Genomic DNA, 17541 nt, shown 5'->3' on the forward strand with positions numbered 1-17541 from the left:
GAGAGCTACGTATCATGGACGAAACGCTCACGATGACGCCGGGACCGACCGCGGTTCCGGACGACGTACGAGAGGCGATGGCCGACCGCGCCGTCAATCCGGACGTAGATCCGACGTTCGCGTCGTACTACGAAACCCTGCTCGACAAACTGGGCCGCGTCTACGACACCGACGACGAGATGGTGATCCTCGGCGGCGAGGGGATCCTCGGACTTGAAACCGCCGTGGAGTCACTCGTCGCCCCCGGTGAGAAGGTGCTCTGTCTCGCCAACGGGCTGTACGGCGACGGCTTCGCGGACTTCGTGGAGATGGCCGGCGGCGAAGCGGTCACCCACAGCACGGAATACACCGAGGGATTCGACGCAGACGAGGTGGCGTCACTGGTCGAAGCGGAGGAGTTCACCGCCGCGACGATGGTTCACTGCGAGACGCCGACCGGCCTGCTGAACGACTTCGAGCAGATCCTGCCGACGTTGCAGGAGGCGGGCGTTCTCACCATCGTCGATGCCGTCTCGTCGCTCGGCGGGACGCCGGTTCCGGTCGAGCACATCGACGTGTGTCTCGGTGCTTCCCAGAAGTGTTTCAGTTCGCCGCCCGGCCTGACGACGCTGTCGGTGAGCGATTCGGCGTGGGAGAAGGTCGAGGCGACCGAGCAGGATTCGTTCTACACCAGTCTGGAACCGTGGCACGAGCCGGACTTCTCCTTTCTCCCCTACACCCATCTCGTCTCGAACCTGTACTCGCTGGAAGCCTCCCTCGACCGGATTCTGGACGAAGGACTGCAGTCGGTGTTCGACCGCCACGAGGAGACGGCAAAGCTTTGCCGGGAGCGTGGCCGCGAGTTGGGACTGGAACCGTTCCCCGGAACCGAATCGCTCTGTTCGCCGACCGTCACGGCCTTCGAGATGGAGGGAAGCGCGAAAGAAGCTCAGCAGCGACTCCACGACGACCACGACATCCTCGTCGCAACCGGACTCGGCGAGAAGACCGACGACATCCTGCGAGTCGGGCACATGGGCTACAATGCACAAACGGAGCGCGTCGAGAAGACGATGGACGCGCTGGAGAAGGTCGTCGAGTAGCCGACTGGAGTGAACTATCCCGCCCTACTTAGCGATTGGCGTCGCTTCCTTGAGGGCGGGGCTTCCCGTTTCAACGACACGATTTGCATCCACGACGATGGACGAAGAATCGCCACCATCGGTGGACACAGCGGTCGCAGTCTCCACGGGCGTGTCTTCGGAGTGAACCACTCCTAGCTTTGAGAGGCCTCGACTGAGGACGTTCAACGACGCATTCCAATCCCTATCCAATTCAAACCCACACGAGGGACACGAATGCTCGCGTACCCAGATGGGTTTCCACGTCGAAACGCCGCAGGACGCACACTCCTTGGTCGTCCCCTCGGGTTCAACGTCCACGATATGACAGCCGTTCTTCTCACCGTGGTGTTCGAGGATGGTGATGAAGTCGTGCCAGCCGACCTCTGCTTTGTTCCGCGCGTTCTCGGAGGATTCGAGCATCCCTTTGACATTCAGGTTCTCGACGAACACGGCGTCGTACTCGGTGGTGTAGAAGTGCGCGAGCTTGTGCTTGAAGTCCCGCTTCTTATTCGACATCCGCACGTGAACTTCTGCGACGCGACGCCGTTGTGTCTTCCAGTTGTTCGACTCGTAGTCCTTTCGGGAGAGCGAGCGTTGCTCGCGTTCGAGTCGTTCGCGGTCGTCAGTGAGGTCAAGGCTCCCTATCGAACGCCCGTCCGAGTCGTGGACGAAGTTGAGGACGCCGAGGTCGAGGCCCACCGCATCCCCGGGGTTAATGTCTTCGACGGCAGGTTTTTTCGGCGTCTCGATTTCGATACAGAACGAGGCGTACCACGCGCCAGTGGGGTCTTTCTTGACCGTGACCTCTTTGATTGTCTCGTGGTTTGGGAGGTCTCGGTGAAGGCGAATCGGGATTTCGCGGGTTTCGCCCTTGAGTTTCTTGAGTACGAGGAGTCCGCGACCATTCGGGCCACTCTTGGTGTCGAGTTCGAAGCCCGATTGTCGGTACGTGAAACTCCGGTATTCGCGCGGTTTCTTCCAATTCAACGAGCCAACGTCGTATCCTTTGGCTTTGAGCTTCCCGAGATTCTCGATGTTGTCGCGGATACGCTCGACGGCTTTCTGGAGGACGGTTGAGTAGACCTGTTTGAGGTCTGTCCACCAGTCTTTGAGTGCGGGGAGCGTGTCTCGAACCATCCAGACGCGTTGTCGGAGCGTTCCTGCGGCTTTGGGAATTTGCTCGAATTCGTTGAGTGCGTGGTTGTAGAGTTGTCGCACGGTATTTCGTTGCCAGTCCATCGCTTCGCGTTGCTCATCGGTGGGCAACAAGCGGAAGCGCGGGCTGTAATTCATGCGACGTGTCAATTCGTACGAAGTGCGGTGTATTAATCGTGCTGATTGGCGTGTTCGTGACTCGTGGGGGTGCTGTATCCCCTCCCTACTCGCTCCCGCTGGTCGCTCCTTGAGGAAGGGGGCTTAGCGCCCTCTCTTTCAGCTAATCCGCAAGTAGCTCCGCCGGTTCTTCTTCCGTTTCCGCACCACGAGCGTCCTGCACCCAGAGGTCGCCGAACAGGTCGTCCTGGTCGAGGGTGAGGAAGCCGCGGTGCGCGAGAAACAGCAGTGCAAGGTAGGTTTCGACCCGCGTCGGGCCGACGCTGTCGATCTCGGCGTACAGCACTTCGGTTCGACCCGCCTCGTACTGCGTGACGAGCGCGGTCTGCACGTCGTCGATGACTGCCTCGATGTCCTCGTCGTGGGTCGTGCCGGTCACCTCGGACTCGGTCGGTTCGTCGTCGAATCGCATGTCGTCGCCCGAGTGATAATCCAGGGTCTGTGTCCCCCGGCGGAACCCCTTCGGCGAATCGCTCGTGTCGTACGTTCTGGACTCCTTCCACCACGACCCGCGCTCGCGCTCGCGCAGGTCACGAACGAGTTCGTCCAGCGTCTCGGGATTTCCACGAGCGTGTTTGCGATCCAGTCGGCGCTCCATCTCGTCTTCGAGCGAGGACACGGGGTCGAAGCCACCCTCGTCGTCCATGGCCATCGGGGTTTCCCACGGCGCGAACTCCTCTTCTTCTTCGGGTTCGTCGTCCGCGAGGAGTGCGTCGCTTTTCATCCGCAGGAGGACGCTGGCGTAGAACAGCGCGCGCCCCGACGTACGGAGGTCGGCCTCGTCCAATCGGGCGAGGAACTTGTCCGTCACCTCCACGATGTCGATATCCCACGGTTCGATCTCGCCCTCCTCCGCGAGTTGGACGAGCAGTTCGACCGGTTCCACTTCGTCGTCGTCGGTTTCCTCGGGTCGATTCTCGGGAGTGATTCCATCAATCATCGGCAGGCACCTCCTGTTCGCCGTCTAACCGAATCCCCGTCACGCTGCTCACGTTGTCGCCCTGCATCGTCACGCCGATGGCTCGCTCGGAACGGTCGAGCATGGCCGAGCGATGCGAGACGACGACGAACTGGGCGTCGCCCGCGAGTTCGTCCACCATCTCGCCGACGCGCTCCGCGTTCACCGCGTCGAGGAAGGCGTCCACCTCGTCCAGCGCGTAGAACGGCGCGGGGTTGAATCGTTGGATGGCGAAGATAAACGCGAGCGCGGTCAGCGACTTCTCGCCACCGCTCATCGCGTCGAGCCGCTGGACTGGTTTGTCGCCGGGCTGGGCTTTCATCGTCAGGCCGCCGTCGAATGGGTCGTCGTCGTCGTTTTCGAGGAACAGTTCGCCCGACCCCGCCGAGAGGCGCGTGAAGATGTCCTGGAAGTGGTCGTCGATGGCGTCGAAGGCGTCCATGAACGTCGATTTCTTCTGGGCCTCGTAGGAGTCGATACGTTCTCGGATGCCGTCGCGCTCTTCGACCAACGTCGCCTTGCGCTCTTTCAGATCGTCCAGATCGCTCTCGACGTCGTCGTACTCGTCGATGGCGAGCATGTTGACGGGTTCGAGTGCCTCCATCTGACGTTCGAGGCGGTCGATGTTCTCGCGCACTTCGTCGTGGTCGGGAACCTCCTCGGGGTCGTACTCGCCGACCTCTTCGCGGAGTTCGGCGACGTCGGCTTCGAGACGGTTTGCGCTTCGCTTCAGGCTCTCCAGTCTGTTCTCGACCGTTTCGACCTTCTGCTGTTGGTCGTCGCGTTTCGCCCTCGCGTCCTGAAGCGTCTCTTTCAGTTCGCCGCGTTCGTCTTTGAGTTCCGCGAGTTCGTCTTCCAGTTCCTCGACCGCCCCGCGTTTTTCTTCGAGCGTTTCTTCGCGGTCTTCGACCTTCGATTCGAGTTCCTCGATGCGTTCTTCCTGCTCGGCTTTCCGATTCTGTGCGGATTCGATGTCGTCGTGGAGGTCGTCGATGGCGTCTTTCGCGTACTGCTTTTCGAGTTGCAGTTCGTTCAACCGACCGTCCAACTCGTCCATCCGGTCTTCGAGCGCGTCGATCTCGGATTCGACCTCGTCGGCCTGGCTCGACAACTCGGGTATCTTCGAATCCGCGAGTTCGGCTTCGAGTTCCGCGATGTCCTGCTCGATGTCCGCGATGGTCTCGTCGTGCGCCGCGATCTCGGAATCGAGTTCCTGCATCCGCTCGTCGACCGACTCGCGCTCGGATTGCAGTTCTTCGATCTCTTCTTGAAGGGTGTCGATCCCGTTCTCGACGGATTCGAGTTCGTCCTCCTTGCGCTCGATGTCGTTCTCGATGGAGCGCACCTGGTCTGCGGCGTCACTCTGGCGGTCGCGGGCGTCGTCCAGTCGGTCTTCGACGCCCCGGATGGACTCTCGAACCGACTGGCGTTCGTCTTCCAACTCGTTTATCTGCCGCGCGACGCGCTCCAGTTGTCCTTTGCCGGACGCCGAGAAGGAGTAGCGCGACCCGCTGGTCGAACCGCCGGTCATCGCGCCGCTCTTCTCGACCAGTTCGCCCGACAGCGTGACGAGGCGGAAATCGCCCATCAGTTCGCGGGCCGTCTCCATGTCCTCGACGACGAGCGTGTCGCCGACGATGTAGGAGAACACCGCCGAGTACTCCGAATCGAAGTCGATGAGATTGTACGCGAAATCGACCACGCCCGGCATGTTCGGCGCGGATGGGAGGCCGCGGTCGCGCATCTTCGTGATGGGTAGGAAGGTCGCACGACCCGCGTTCCGCCGTTTCAGGTATTCGATACACTGCTGGCCGACGTTGTCGTCGTCCACGACGACGTGGGGCATCCGGCCACCTGCTGCTGTCTCACAGGCGGTCGCGTACTGCTGATCGACGCTACCGATCTGGGCGACCGTTCCGTGGACGCCGCCCATCTCCGCGTTCAGGATGGTCGAGACGGCCCGTCCGTAGGAGGAATCTCCACTCTCTTGTGCTCGCGCGTCGAGTTCGGCGTACTCCTGTTGTTTCGACTGGAGTCGGTCTTCGATGGAGTCGAGGTCGGACTGGAGTTCCTGCTTCTCGGCCTTGAGGTCGGCGACGACGTCCTCTATCTGCTCGGCGTTCCGCTCCGCCTTCAGCAGTTCGTCCGCGAGATCCTGGAGTTCGGTTTCGAGTTCGGGGATGCGCTCGCGAGCCGACGCGAGTTCGTTTTGCTTCTCGTTCACCGCGTTCGAGCGCCGCCGCGACTCGTCCAGCAGCCGGTCTTTCTCGCGCTGGCGCTCGTTCTTCTCGCTCTTTTCCGCTTCGAGCGCCTCTTTCCGCTCGGCGAGGTCGGCTTTCACCTCGTCGTACTCGGTGTCGACGCTCTCGATCTCCTCTTGGATACTGGCGAGTTCGGCTTCTTTCGTCCCGATCTCGCCTTTGACGGAGGCTTTCTCGATCTTGATGTCGCGGATGTCGCCGTCTAACTCGTCGACCGTCTCCTGCTTGCGGTCGATCTCGACGAACGCCTGTCTCCGGCGATTTTCCGCGTCTTGTATCTTCTCTTCGGCGGACTCGATCTTGTCTTCCAGACGGGAGATCTCACCCTTGACCTCCTCGATCTCGCTTTTGATGGCGAGCTGTTCGTCCTCGCCTTTACGCTCGATCTCGGTGTTGAGTTCCTCCAACTGGTCTTCGAGGCGGACGACGCGACCCTGTCGTTCGTCCAACTCACGCTGGAGGGAGGTGAGTTCCTCCTTGCGATTCTCGATGTCGTTTCGGGTCGCCTCCAGGTCGGCTCGCTTCTCTTCGAGTTCCGCTGCCTTCAGGTAACCTTCGTACTCCTGTTTCTCGTCGCGGAGGCCCTGATATTCGAGCGCCGTCTCGCGCTCGTCGCGCAGTTGGTCGAGGCGGTCTTCTTTCTCCTCGATGCGGAGTTCGGCCTCTTCGACGCGGTCTTTGACGACTTCGAGTTCTTCCAGTGCGTCTTCTTTCTTCGCGTCGAACTCGGCGACCCCTGCGATCTCGTCGATGATCTCGCGGCGCTCGTACGGCGTCATGTTGATGATACCGGTCACGTCACCCTGCATGACGACGTTGTAGCCTTCCGGAGTCACGCCCGCCTGCGCGAGCAGATCCTGGATGTCGGAGAGATTGACCGAACGACCGTTCAGGTAGTAATAGGAGTAGTAGTTGTCTTCGGTCTCCTTGACCCGGCGCTTGATCGTGATCTCGTCCACGCCGCCGATGTTGTCCGTTCCGGCGGCGTTGACGACCTGTGACCGGTCGAGTGTCCCATCGGAGTTGTCCAGCACGACCTCGACGGAGGCTTCGAGCGGGCCGGTTCGCTCCGCCTCGCCTTCGTCGTAGCCGGGGTTGTAGATGAGGTCGGTTAGCTTCTCGGCGCGGATGCCTCGCGTTCGAGCGAGACCGAGCGCGAAGAGGACGCTGTCGATGATGTTGCTCTTCCCGGAGCCGTTGGGGCCAGTAACGACGGTGAAGTCCTCGTAGAATGGAATCTCGGTCTTCCGGCCGAAGCTCTTGAACTTGTCGAGGACGAGCTTTTTGATGTGCATGGGTTGCTCGTGGGGAGGGCGAACCTACGCCACGATGATGTCGTCGCTGAGGTCCGATTCACCCTCGTCGTCTTCTATTTTCTCCTTGGACTCGTCGGTTTTAGCCTCTTCGGCCTGCATCGTTTCCTGTTCGGACTCCAACTCTCGAAGTCGCTGGTTTGCGTCCACCAGTTCTTCCGTCAGGCCGCGAATCGTCGCTTCGAGTTCCTCGACTCGTGATTCGAGCGTCTCGATTCGGTCGCGTTGGCTCGTCATATCACGTATGCGTCACGGTTTCCTCATAAAGGTGCGTCAGACGCTCGGCAGACAATGGTCGCCGACCGACGAAGCCAACCGTTCGTTCGAGACAGGAACGGCCAACGATCGGGCCGAACGGCCCATCCGTAGGCTTTTAACGCATACCGCCCCAATCAGTGACCAATGACTGCTCAGGCTGTCCAGGAGGGCGAACACGTGGCCGTCATCGGCCTCGAGATCCACGTCCAACTGGAGACGGACACGAAGATCTTCTGCGGCTGTTCGACGGACCAAGACGACGCGGAGCCGAACACCTACACCTGTCCGGTCTGTCTCGGACTTCCCGGTGCACTGCCGGTGCTGAACGAGGCAGCCGTCGAGTACGCCGTCAAAGTCGGGAAGGCGATCGACGCCGACATCCCCGAGGAGACGCGTTTCCACCGGAAGAACTACTTCTACCCCGACCTGCCGAAAGGGTTCCAGATCACCCAGTACGACGCTCCCATCTGTCAGGATGGCGAACTGGAGTTCCGACACGAGGGCGAGACGCGAACCGTCGGCATCCACCGCGCACACCTCGAAGAAGACCCCGGTAGCCTCCGCCACGTCCGGAATGGAAGCGGCGACATCGAAACCCGAACGGTCGGTATCGACCGGGCGGATTACACCCTCGTCAACTACAACCGCGCCGGAACGCCCCTGATGGAGATCGTCACGGAACCCGACTTCCGCGAACCCGGCGAAGCGGTCTCCTTCCTCGAAAAACTGGAGGAGGTGTTGGAGTACCTCGGCGCGTTCGACTCGACGCGGGACGGGAGCCTGCGGGTGGACGCGAACCTCTCGCTCGTGCCCGCCGAAGACGTGAACGAGGACGGCTCTATCTCGGACGACGTGCTCGCCGACGCGAACCGAACCGAAGTAAAGAACATCTCCAGTCACAAGGGTGCAGAGAGCGCGCTCGCCTACGAGGAGAGTCGCCAACGAAACCTCATCCGACGTGGAAAGGCGGTCCAGCAGGAGACGCGCCACTTCAACGAGACGCACGGTTCGACCGTATCGATGCGCTCGAAAGAGGAGGAGAAAGACTACCGCTACTTCGGCGAGGCCGACCTCCCGCCTTTGCAGGTCAGCGACTGGAAGGAGAAACTGGCGATCCCCGAACTGCCGGACGCCCGAAGGGAACGCTTCCGCGAGGAGTACGGCCTGAGCAGGGAAGCGGCGAGCAAACTCACGTCGAGTAAGCAGGTCGCGGACTTCTACGAGAGCGTGGCCGAGGAGTTCGACCCCGACCTCGCGGCGACGTGGGTGGCCGACAACCTGCTCGGCGAACTCAACTACCGCGACATGGAGATCACGGACGTCGAAGGGCGACTAGACGAGTTCACGACCCTCATCCGCCTCGTCGCCGAGGACGAGATAACGGTCAAGAACGCCGAAGAGACCGTCCTCCGCGAGATGTTAGACGAGGGCGACGACCCCGTGACGGTCATCGACCGCGAAGGACTCGGCAAGGCCGACACGGGCGAAGTGGAGCAAGCCGTGCAGGACGCCATCGACGAGAATCCGGACACGGTCGAAGACTACCACGCCGGGGAGGACGGTGCCATCAACTTCCTCGTCGGGCAGGTCATGCAGAAGACCGGTGGGAGCGCAGACCCCGGTAGCGTGAACGGGATGCTCCGAGAACGACTGGACGAGTAGCCGAGTCGTTCTAATCCGCCGTCGTCGGTTTTCGTTCTTCTATCACGCCTTGCCGCCAGTGGCCGAGGCTGAACCAGAGCACGCCCGCGACGAACGATCCGAGGGCCGATATCGACCACGCCCACCAGAGGCCACCGACACCCCACGCCAGACCCGAGACGACGACCGGGCCGAGTTGGATCGTCCACTGGTAGGCGAGCAGGAGTGCGATCGGGATGCGGAGCATCCAGCGCGAGAGGAACGAAAGTGCCATCGCAACCCGCGTGTCCCCTGCTCCACGGAATCCGCCCTGGATCACCATCAGGCCGCCGAAGAAGGCTAGAAACGGCCCGATGACGTAGAGGAAGTCGACGCCTTCGGCGACCACGTCGGGGTCGGTCGTGAACACTCGCATCCAGAGACCGGGGAACGCGACCATCAACCCGCCAGCGGCGAAGAGGACGCCCAGCGTTCCGATGGTCGCTTTCCACGTCACCTCGGCAGCTCTGTCGGGTGTTTTCGCGCCGAGGTTCTGGCCGACGCCCGTCGCGGCAGCCTGCCCGACCGCTCCCGAGATGGTCCACGAGACGGACATCATCCGGACGCCGATACCGTACGCGGCGGTGGGAACCGGGCCGAATCGGGCGACCAGCGCAGCCATCGCCACGGCGGCGAAACTCCGGGCGGCACCGTCGATGGTCGCCGGATACCCGACGGTAACGAGTTTCTTCAACACCGGCCAGTCGGGGCGCAGGTCGTCCAGTCGAAGCTGGATGCCCCAGTCGCCGCGCAGGAGTACGTACACGCCGACGGCCGCGGCGAACACGCGAGCGATGAGCGTGGCGACCGCCGCACCACGAGTGCCCATCTCGGGGAAGATGCCGTATCCGAGGATGAGGAGGGGGTCGAGAACGACGTTCAGCCCCGCCGAGAGCACCATCAACCACATCGCGGTTCTGGTGTCGCCAGCGCCACGCAAGACGGCGCGAAAGACGAAGAAGAGGAAGGTGAACGGGATGGAGAAAAAGAGCACTTCGATGTACTGGAGCGCCTCGACGTACACCGCACCCTCAGCGCCGACGAGCGTGAGGAGTGGTTTTCTGAACGCGTAGCCAAGCGATGCGAGGACGATACCGAGGACGACGGTGAGTAGCGTCGTCTGTGCGACGACGTTGTCCGCGGCACGGTCGTCGCCAGCACCCACGTGTTGTGAGACCAGTGCGACCGACGACGCGGTCAGCCCCATGGCTAGTGAGACGAACAGCCACGATGTCGGAAACATGAGCGAGACGGCGGCAACGGCCGCGGTACCGACCCGTCCGACCCAGAACATATCTGCGAGGTTGTAGAACGTCTGCAGGAGGTTCCCGACGACCAGCGGCCAGGCGAGGCTCATCAGCTTCGGTGTGATGGAACCGTCGGTCATATCGACACGGCTCTCGGCACGTCGGGACACGTATGTAACGTCCCATTGGTCGAACAACTCTTAAACGCACGTGTTCCGTCCTCACTCTGCCGGATTATCGACCGAAAATAGAGACCCGGTGCGGCAGTCGTGATTGTATTCGAGAGCGAAGATGTCGTCGTCACCCGATCTCGCGGAGAACGTGCTGGAACTCGCGGTGGTCGCTCAGATCGACGAACCCGTCCAGCGTGCTACGAACTGCTTCGATTTCGGATTCGAGAGCGGAGAATTCGTCGCTCTGACGCAGTTCCACGCGCGGTCGCTCGGCAACGAGACTCGCGTGAGTTGCGACGAGAGAGTAGTAGTGTGCGAGTTGGTCTGCGTATTCAGCGCGGTTGTGCAGTGACCACACGGTTCTTCGGAGCGTATCGCCATCGACGGGTTTCGTGACGTACTCGTCGAACTGCATGTCGATGATATCGTAGTTCGGTGCGATCGCCGTGATCATGGCGACCTGGCAGTCGTAGTTACAGTCGTTGATAACTTCGAGAGCGCCCTCACCACTCAACCCCGGCATCTTCCGGTCGAGCAGTACGATGTCGAGTTCCTCTCCGAATTCATCGAGTTTTCTGATCGCTCTACGCCCATCGTTTACGGCATGCGTTCGGAATTCCGAGAGCCACTGTCGATACAGTTCTGTGACTTCGGGTTCGTCGTCAACGATGAGTACACCGATATCATCTGATTCGGTCATTTGACCTGCCGTCCTTGTTAGATAAAGACAAACAACCTTAATATATTTTCTTATTTAGTTCTATTTCAAAAATGAATTCTATAGATCTCATCCATTTTTAATATCTGGGGTTGCTGTAGGAAAAGTGAGGATCGCTACTACGCCGCGAGTGTCCGTATCTTCGAACCAGACGTTGCCGCCGAACTGTTCCATCATGACGTGGACGAAATATAGCCCGAATCCGATAGACCCTGACGTCTCGGACGTGACGTGTTGGTCGAACATCTGCGATTTCATCTCGTCTGGGATTCCCGGCCCATCGTCTTCGATCTCGACGCGCACCTCGCCGTCCGAGTGACATGCGCGAACCGCAAGCGAGGGTACGTCCCTGTCGTTGTGCTCGATAGCGTTCAACAGGACATTTTCCAGCACTTCACCGAGCAGTTCGTTGGCGGAAACACGCAAGCCATCCTCGATATCTGTCTGTAGATTGATGTCTGGATAGGTGTGCTGGATCTTCTTCGTCTTCTTTGCAAGGGTCTTCGACAACGAACGGTTCGTCAGCATGACCGATTCCGAATCCGTCACGGTCTGACTGACGGATCGGACTTTCTGCGTCAACTGCCCGATATCCTCGCTCCAACTTTGAACGGTTTCGAGGAGTGGTTGGCCCTCTTCGTCGACGTGGTCGCCGAGGAGTTCGAGGTTTCCGTTGATGACGGTCATCCCATTCAGGATGTCGTGACGCAGGACGCCGTTGAAGAACTCGATCTGCTCCGTTCGTTCTTCGACCGTCCTCTGACTCATGCGTAACTCGGCCTCCCGTTGTGCTCGATCGAGAGCCGTCTCGGTCGTGGTCGCCAAGATGTTGGCGAATCGCCTGTTGTCGGCGTCGAACGCCCGTTTCTCTTCGTCACTTCCGACACCGAGAACGCCGTGCTCGCCCAGCGGAACCAACAACAGACAGCCGATCGGGAGTTTTGCGTATCGAACGTCTGTCAGCTCGGAGATAGATTCGTGGATACCCGGTTCGCCGGAATCGAACACCTCCCACATCGGCCCTGGTTTTCGCGGAAAGACCATGTCGCCCCGGATTCTGCGAGCGATACTGTCCGTCAGGGCTGCTGATCGAAGTACCGTCCCGTCGTCTTCGGGAAAGACGACGAGCGAATGTGGATGGTCGAGCACTTCGTCGGCAGTTTCGACGGCGATCTCGGCGATCTCTTCCCGGTGTTCGGCGTCCATGAACCGCTGTGTCGCAGACTGAAGTGCGCGGAGCGTCTCCTCTCGACGTTTCTGGACGGTTATCTCCCGGAGGACGTAAATCTCGCCACGAGAGATTCCGTGATGGTCGCGTATCGACGTTCGCTGTGGGTCGTACACGGGGGTTTCCCTGACTGCGCCACCGTCAGTTCGAACGAGAGAACGATTCGTTCGCAGAGACCGCTTCGAGGAGTCCGGGGACGACCGTTTCGAGTTCACAGCCGATAACGTTCGACGACTCGAACAGCGTCGCTGCGGCCTCGTTGAAATCGAGGACTCGCTGGTTATCGACGACGATGACTGGGTCGTCCATCTCGTCCAGCACGACCTCAGCGGCGAGAGGAATGACGTCGAGGAAATCGTACCGGAACAGCGCGAGACCGACGAGCACACCGCCCCCTGCAAAGAAGACCGGCGTCACGCCGAGCACGAAATCGGGGAAGGCGAACGAGAAAGAGACCGTCCCGACGAGTGGAAGCAGTCCCGCAAAGAGGATAGCGGTCGTCTGTTTTCGATAGAGTCGGTCGACTTGCATCAGGAACACGAGGAGAAACGCGAACCCCGTCAGGACGACGACGAACAGATAGACGAGATGAAAGTAAAACGATGGTGTGTGGGAAACCGAGACGACCGTCAATCCCCCTATTGATGATACCCGGGCGCTCTCGTTCGTGAACCCATATCCCAGATCGACGAGCGTGAAAAGGATGTAGGCGACTGGTTCCGCCCAGATGAGCGGAAGCGTCTTGCTGGTCAACCAGTTACTTCGTCCAGTGTATTCGAGGACGAAGGTCAACCAGAAGAAGGGAACGAGAGTGACACAGAGACCGACGAGTGTCGCCCAGGAGATGGCGCGCGAGTGGTTCGAACTCGTGACGAGGAGCAGCGAGAAGAGACACCATCCGGTGATGGCGAGCATGAGCGACGAAAACGACCTCGCACCGGGTACCTCCTTGTTCGCCCATGCCTGCCGGGCGAGTACGAATCCACCAATTCCCCCAATCATCGTTCCGATCAGCACGATACTCATCGGGAATGTGATGGTGTCAGCCATGTCGGATTATTGTTCGATAGGCTTGGTCAAGATATATCAGTTTCCTTCATTATCAACCGAGATAATCGATAAACGGTGGCGTCGTACTTCGAAATCTACCGGCGACGGTCTTCGATGGCGGATGGTCTTCGCTGGCGAAACGTTTACCAGCGAGATGTCCGTAGCCGAGGGCGATGATCGACGCGAACCGGGGTGATGGGTAAGTGGAACTCATCATCACCGAGAAGGACAACGCCGCACGCCGAATCGCCGACATCCTTTCCGGCGGGAGCGCCGACGCCGACCGACAGAACGGCGTCAACGTCTACAAGTGGGGCGGCAAGCGGTGTATCGGCCTATCAGGTCACGTCGTCGGGGTGGATTTCCCCCCGGAGTACAACGACTGGCGTGACGTCGAACCGGTCGAACTCATCGATGCCGACATCGAGAAACAACCGACCAAAGAGAACATCGTTCGCACCTTACGGCTGCTCGCGCGCAAAGCGACGCTCGTGACCATCGCGACTGACTACGACCGCGAGGGCGAACTCATCGGGAAAGAAGCGTGGGAACTCGTCCGCGAAGTGAACGAGGACGTTCCGGTCAATCGAGTGCGATTCTCCTCGATCACGGAAAACGAGGTCGTCTCCGCGTTCGAGAACCCCGACGAACTCGATTTCGACCTCGCGGCGGCGGGCGAAGCACGCCAGATAATCGACCTCATCTGGGGTGCCGCACTGACTCGCTTCCTCTCGCTTTCGGCGCGACAACTCGGCAACGATTTCATCAGCGTCGGGCGAGTGCAGAGTCCGACGCTGAAACTCATCGTCGACCGCGAACGCGAGATCCAGGCGTTCGACCCCGAAGATTACTGGGAACTGTTCGCCGACCTCCGGAAAGCGAAAGAGGAGTTCGAAGCGCAGTATTTCTACCGCGACGAAGACGACAACGAAGCCGAGCGCGTCTGGGACGAAGCTACCGCCGAAAAAGCGTACGAGACGCTCCGCGAGGCGACACAGGCAATCGTCGAGCGCGTCTCGCGCCGGACGCGAACCGACGACCCGCCAGCGCCGTTCAACACGACACAGTTCATCCGCGCGGCAGGCAGTCTCGGCTACTCCGCCCAGCGGGCGATGAGCATCGCAGAAGATCTCTACACTGCCGGATACATCACCTATCCGCGTACCGACAACACGGTGTATCCCGACGACCTGGACCCCGAGGAACTGCTCGACACCTTCGTCGGAGACTACCACTTCGGCGACGACGCCGAGAGTCTCCTGGAGCGAGACGACATCGAACCGACCGAAGGCGACGAGGAGACCACCGACCACCCGCCGATCCACCCGACCGAGGACATCCCGACGAAAGGTGAGTTGAGCGACGACGAGTGGGAGGTCTACGAACTCGTCGTTCGACGCTTCTTTGCTACCGTCGCCGAGAGCGCGAAGTGGGAACACCTCAAGGTGGTCGCCACGGTGTCCGACCTATCGCTTAAGGCGAACGGGAAGCGACTCCTGAAAGAGGGCTACCACGCGGTCTATCCCTACTTCAACACCAGCGAGAACTACGTGCCGAACGTCGAAGAGGGCGAGACGCTCGACGTGACCGACACGCGAATCGAGGAGAAGCAGACCCAACCGCCCCGGCGATACGGCCAGTCGCGGCTCATCGAGACGATGGAGAAGATGGGCATCGGGACGAAATCGACCCGACACAACACCATCCAGAAGCTCTACGACCGGGGCTACCTCGAAAGCGACCCGCCGCGTCCGACCCGACTCGCGCAGGCGGTCGTGGAGGCCGCCGAGGATTACGCCGACCTCGTCGTGAGTGAGACGATGACCCGCGAACTCGAAGAAGATATGACCGCCATCGCCGAGGGCGATGCGGATCTGGACGAGGTGGCGGACGAATCCCGGACGATGCTGGCGAAGGTGTTCGACGACCTGGAGGACTCGCGCGAGGAGATCGGAAAGCACCTCCAGCAGTCGTTGAAAGAGGACAAGACGCTCGGCCCGTGCCCCGACTGTGGCGAGAACCTGCTCGTCCGCCAGAGCAGACGGGGCTCGTACTTCGTCGGCTGTGACGGCTACCCAGACTGCACGTACACGCTTCCGCTCCCGAACAAAGGCAAGCCACTTCTCCTGGACGAGACGTGCGAAAAACACGACCTGCGCGATGTGAAGATGCTCGCGGGACGCGGAACCTTCGTCCACGGCTGTCCGCTCTGCAAGGCAGAAGAAGCGGAGGAGGAAGAAGACCGGGTCATCGGAGACTGTCCAGAATGTGGTGAGGAGCACGGCGGCGAACTCGCGATCAAGCGCCTCCAGACCGGCTCGCGGCTCGTCGGCTGTACGCGCTATCCCGACTGTAACTACTCGCTTCCGCTTCCGCGACGCGGAGAGATCGAGGTGACGGACGAACGTTGTGACGAACACGATCTGCCCGAACTCGTCGTCCACGGTGGTGACGAGCCGTGGGAACTCGGCTGTCCCATCTGCAACTACCGGGAGTTCAAAGAGCGCGAATCGAAGAGCGGACTCGAAGTCATCGAGGGGATCGGCTCGAAAACTGCCGAGAAACTCGCCGAAGCCGGTATCCAGGACATCGACGACCTGAAGAACGCGGAAGTCGAGTCCGTGGCGGCGCAGGTCAGCGGCGTGAGCGAAGACCGCTTACGGAGTTGGCAGGCGAAAGCGGACTGACTCACTCGGCTACGTCTTCGGCTGGCGCGCTTTCTCTGGAAGTTCCCCAGTCGCACCCATCGAGGATCGGCACGCTACCTGATCGTCAAAACAGGAGCGATGTTCCGGAATCACGACACAGCAGGAATCGCCAGGGTAAACTACCGCACGCTCAGTGCCCACCCCGCGTCCTGAAAGCGGCTGGTCGACTAGCCACCGCGCTCTGGCAGGTGACACAACCACGGGGAATCCGCAGGTGACACACCCGCCAGAAACCACCCGGTGACACAACTGCCAGCGGCCAGCACACTCACCGCGACCGAGAAGCGAAAGCGACGAGTGAGCGGGCCGACGACCGAGCGGAATTCTCGTGAGCGACCGGAGGGAGTGACCGAGATCCCCGAAAATCTCCGATTTTCGGGATGTAACGAACGCTTCGCGTTCGTAACCAGCACGGAAGAGCAAGCTCTTCCGGAACACAGTGGAGCGAGGGAGGAGTGTCTTCGTGAGCGACGCGAGCGAATGGCTCGGAAGTCGCACGCCCGCGGAGCGTCAGCGAGCAGGAACGTCCACAAGAGCGACGCTCTTGTGTGCCAATCAGAAATCTTCGATTTCTGATGACGTCTTCCGCTGCTTTTGGTCGAGCTTTCACAGGGAGACGGGGCCCGGTCGCGCGCGACGGCACGCGCCCACTCGACCGTCGTAAAAGGTCGTGGTGGTCGTTTCGAAGCTGTTTTAGCCCACAATTTTGAAAAGGGGCCTATGACTGCGCCGTGGGCTGACTGGAACCACATCACCAAAATCGACCCGGACAAGACTCTCGCTGGCGACGACACCTTCGCCGACGTGTGTGCGACGGGGACGGACGCCCTCGAGATCGGCGGCACGCTCGACATGACTCAGGAGAAGATGCAATCGGTCATCGACGCCTGTGCGAAGTACGACGTGGCGCTGTACCAGGAACCGAGCAACCCGGCGGTCGTCGTGGACGACGACGCGCTCGATGGTTATCTCGTGCCGATCGTCCTCAACGCGGGGGATATCGCGTGGATGACCGGCTTCCAGAAGGAGTGGGTGAAGATGAGCGACGTCGATTGGGACAGGACGACCACCGAGGCGTACATCGTCATGAACCCGGAGGCGAGTGTCGCCGACCTCACTGACGCCGACTGTGACCAATCTCCCGAGGACGTGGCTGCCTACGCCGAGATCGCAGAACAGATGTTCGGTCAGGAGATCGTCTACGTCGAATACTCCGGCATGTTCGGCGACCCGGAAGTCGTCGAGGCGGCACAGGAGGCACTGGACGAGACGACGCTGTTCTACGGTGGTGGCATCCACGACTACGACTCCGCGCACACGATGGCCCAGCACGCAGACACCATCATCGTCGGCAATCTCGTTCACGACGAAGGTGCCGATGCCGTCCGCGAGACGGTCGAAGGGGCACGAGACGCGAAGCAAGCGCCCGCCGAGTCGATTTAACGAGTTTCTTCTTCGTTCGTCAGTCCGGCCAGTGGCAACGTCGTGATTCTGCTCGTCGTGATTCCCCTC

At 60.7% G+C, this 17541-nt stretch carries 14 protein-coding genes; 5 read left to right on the top strand and 9 right to left on the bottom strand.

The annotated features are described in order from the left end of the window. The first annotated feature begins 14 nt into the window (after nucleotides 1-14). Nucleotides 15-1082 carry a pyridoxal-phosphate-dependent aminotransferase family protein gene (locus tag ACR3FE_RS10840; protein WP_458207120.1) on the top strand — a complete coding sequence of 356 codons (1068 nt, stop codon included), beginning with the start codon at nucleotides 15-17 and terminating at the stop codon, nucleotides 1080-1082. 24 nt (nucleotides 1083-1106) lie between these two features. Here the strand turns inward: ACR3FE_RS10840 and ACR3FE_RS10845 are convergent, their stop codons facing one another. From ACR3FE_RS10845 to ACR3FE_RS10860, 4 genes are all read right to left on the bottom strand, one after another. Continuing rightward, complete coding sequence (locus ACR3FE_RS10845; RefSeq protein ID WP_458207122.1) at nucleotides 1107-2396, bottom strand: RNA-guided endonuclease InsQ/TnpB family protein; 1290 nt, start codon at nucleotides 2394-2396, stop codon at nucleotides 1107-1109. A gap of 142 nt (nucleotides 2397-2538) precedes the next feature. Beyond that, a complete protein-coding gene (locus ACR3FE_RS10850; protein WP_458207123.1) occupies nucleotides 2539-3375 on the bottom strand; it encodes a segregation/condensation protein A in 837 nt (278 codons plus the stop codon). Then, nucleotides 3368-6949, bottom strand: a complete 3582-nt coding sequence (smc, locus tag ACR3FE_RS10855; protein ID WP_458207124.1) for a chromosome segregation protein SMC — start codon at nucleotides 6947-6949, stop codon at nucleotides 3368-3370. Before smc ends, ACR3FE_RS10850 begins: the two co-directional genes overlap by 8 nt. Nucleotides 6950-6973: 24 nt before the next feature. After that, nucleotides 6974-7204, bottom strand: a complete 231-nt coding sequence (locus ACR3FE_RS10860; RefSeq protein WP_458207125.1) for a DUF7518 family protein — start codon at nucleotides 7202-7204, stop codon at nucleotides 6974-6976. Nucleotides 7205-7369: 165 nt separating this feature from the next. Here ACR3FE_RS10860 and gatB point away from each other — a divergent pair, with 165 nt between their 5' ends. Next, nucleotides 7370-8887: an Asp-tRNA(Asn)/Glu-tRNA(Gln) amidotransferase subunit GatB gene (gene gatB, locus ACR3FE_RS10865; protein ID WP_458207126.1), complete on the top strand. Its 1518-nt coding sequence runs from the start codon at nucleotides 7370-7372 to the stop codon at nucleotides 8885-8887. Between the two features lie 10 nt (nucleotides 8888-8897). Here gatB and ACR3FE_RS10870 read toward each other — a convergent pair whose 3' ends face one another. The 5 genes from ACR3FE_RS10870 to ACR3FE_RS10890 form a co-directional block, all read right to left on the bottom strand. Then, nucleotides 8898-10292 carry an MATE family efflux transporter gene (locus tag ACR3FE_RS10870; RefSeq protein WP_458207127.1) on the bottom strand — a complete coding sequence of 465 codons (1395 nt, stop codon included), beginning with the start codon at nucleotides 10290-10292 and terminating at the stop codon, nucleotides 8898-8900. Nucleotides 10293-10452: 160 nt separating this feature from the next. After that, nucleotides 10453-11025, bottom strand: coding sequence for a response regulator (locus ACR3FE_RS10875; RefSeq protein WP_458207129.1), 573 nt, complete (start codon nucleotides 11023-11025; stop codon nucleotides 10453-10455). Nucleotides 11026-11112: 87 nt separating this feature from the next. Beyond that, complete coding sequence (locus tag ACR3FE_RS10880) at nucleotides 11113-12387, bottom strand: sensor histidine kinase (protein WP_458207130.1); 1275 nt, start codon at nucleotides 12385-12387, stop codon at nucleotides 11113-11115. Nucleotides 12388-12412: 25 nt separating this feature from the next. Then, entirely contained in the window at nucleotides 12413-13321 is a 909-nt protein-coding gene (locus ACR3FE_RS10885; protein WP_458207132.1) for a histidine kinase N-terminal 7TM domain-containing protein, read from the bottom strand. 52 nt (nucleotides 13322-13373) lie between these two features. Beyond that, nucleotides 13374-13538: a hypothetical protein gene (locus ACR3FE_RS10890; protein WP_458207133.1), complete on the bottom strand. Its 165-nt coding sequence runs from the start codon at nucleotides 13536-13538 to the stop codon at nucleotides 13374-13376. Here ACR3FE_RS10890 and ACR3FE_RS10895 point away from each other — a divergent pair. The 3 genes from ACR3FE_RS10895 to ACR3FE_RS10905 all read left to right on the top strand — a co-directional run bounded on the left by ACR3FE_RS10895 (nucleotide 13525) and on the right by ACR3FE_RS10905 (nucleotide 17472). After that, on the top strand, nucleotides 13525-16008 hold the full coding sequence (locus tag ACR3FE_RS10895) for a DNA topoisomerase I (RefSeq protein WP_458207134.1): 2484 nt from the start codon (nucleotides 13525-13527) through the stop codon (nucleotides 16006-16008). The genes ACR3FE_RS10890 and ACR3FE_RS10895 overlap by 14 nt on opposite strands. A gap of 261 nt (nucleotides 16009-16269) precedes the next feature. Continuing rightward, nucleotides 16270-16605: a hypothetical protein gene (locus ACR3FE_RS10900; RefSeq protein ID WP_458207135.1), complete on the top strand. Its 336-nt coding sequence runs from the start codon at nucleotides 16270-16272 to the stop codon at nucleotides 16603-16605. A gap of 144 nt (nucleotides 16606-16749) precedes the next feature. Next, nucleotides 16750-17472: a phosphoglycerol geranylgeranyltransferase gene (locus ACR3FE_RS10905; protein WP_458207137.1), complete on the top strand. Its 723-nt coding sequence runs from the start codon at nucleotides 16750-16752 to the stop codon at nucleotides 17470-17472. Nucleotides 17473-17541 lie beyond the last annotated feature (69 nt).

Source organism: Haladaptatus rarus, from assembly GCF_054177585.1.

What these genes read in the sequence shown, in the direction of transcription:
- ACR3FE_RS10840 (WP_458207120.1), top strand. Translation starts at nt 15, where the DNA reads ATGGACGAAACGCTCACGATGACGCCGGGACCGACCGCGGTTCCGGAC.
- ACR3FE_RS10845 (WP_458207122.1), bottom strand. Translation starts at nt 2,396, where the DNA reads ATGAATTACAGCCCGCGCTTCCGCTTGTTGCCCACCGATGAGCAACGC.
- ACR3FE_RS10850 (WP_458207123.1), bottom strand. Translation starts at nt 3,375, where the DNA reads ATGATTGATGGAATCACTCCCGAGAATCGACCCGAGGAAACCGACGAC.
- smc (WP_458207124.1), bottom strand. Translation starts at nt 6,949, where the DNA reads ATGCACATCAAAAAGCTCGTCCTCGACAAGTTCAAGAGCTTCGGCCGG.
- ACR3FE_RS10860 (WP_458207125.1), bottom strand. Translation starts at nt 7,204, where the DNA reads ATGACGAGCCAACGCGACCGAATCGAGACGCTCGAATCACGAGTCGAG.
- gatB (WP_458207126.1), top strand. Translation starts at nt 7,370, where the DNA reads ATGACTGCTCAGGCTGTCCAGGAGGGCGAACACGTGGCCGTCATCGGC.
- ACR3FE_RS10870 (WP_458207127.1), bottom strand. Translation starts at nt 10,292, where the DNA reads ATGACCGACGGTTCCATCACACCGAAGCTGATGAGCCTCGCCTGGCCG.
- ACR3FE_RS10875 (WP_458207129.1), bottom strand. Translation starts at nt 11,025, where the DNA reads ATGACCGAATCAGATGATATCGGTGTACTCATCGTTGACGACGAACCC.
- ACR3FE_RS10885 (WP_458207132.1), bottom strand. Translation starts at nt 13,321, where the DNA reads ATGGCTGACACCATCACATTCCCGATGAGTATCGTGCTGATCGGAACG.
- ACR3FE_RS10890 (WP_458207133.1), bottom strand. Translation starts at nt 13,538, where the DNA reads ATGATGAGTTCCACTTACCCATCACCCCGGTTCGCGTCGATCATCGCC.
- ACR3FE_RS10905 (WP_458207137.1), top strand. Translation starts at nt 16,750, where the DNA reads ATGACTGCGCCGTGGGCTGACTGGAACCACATCACCAAAATCGACCCG.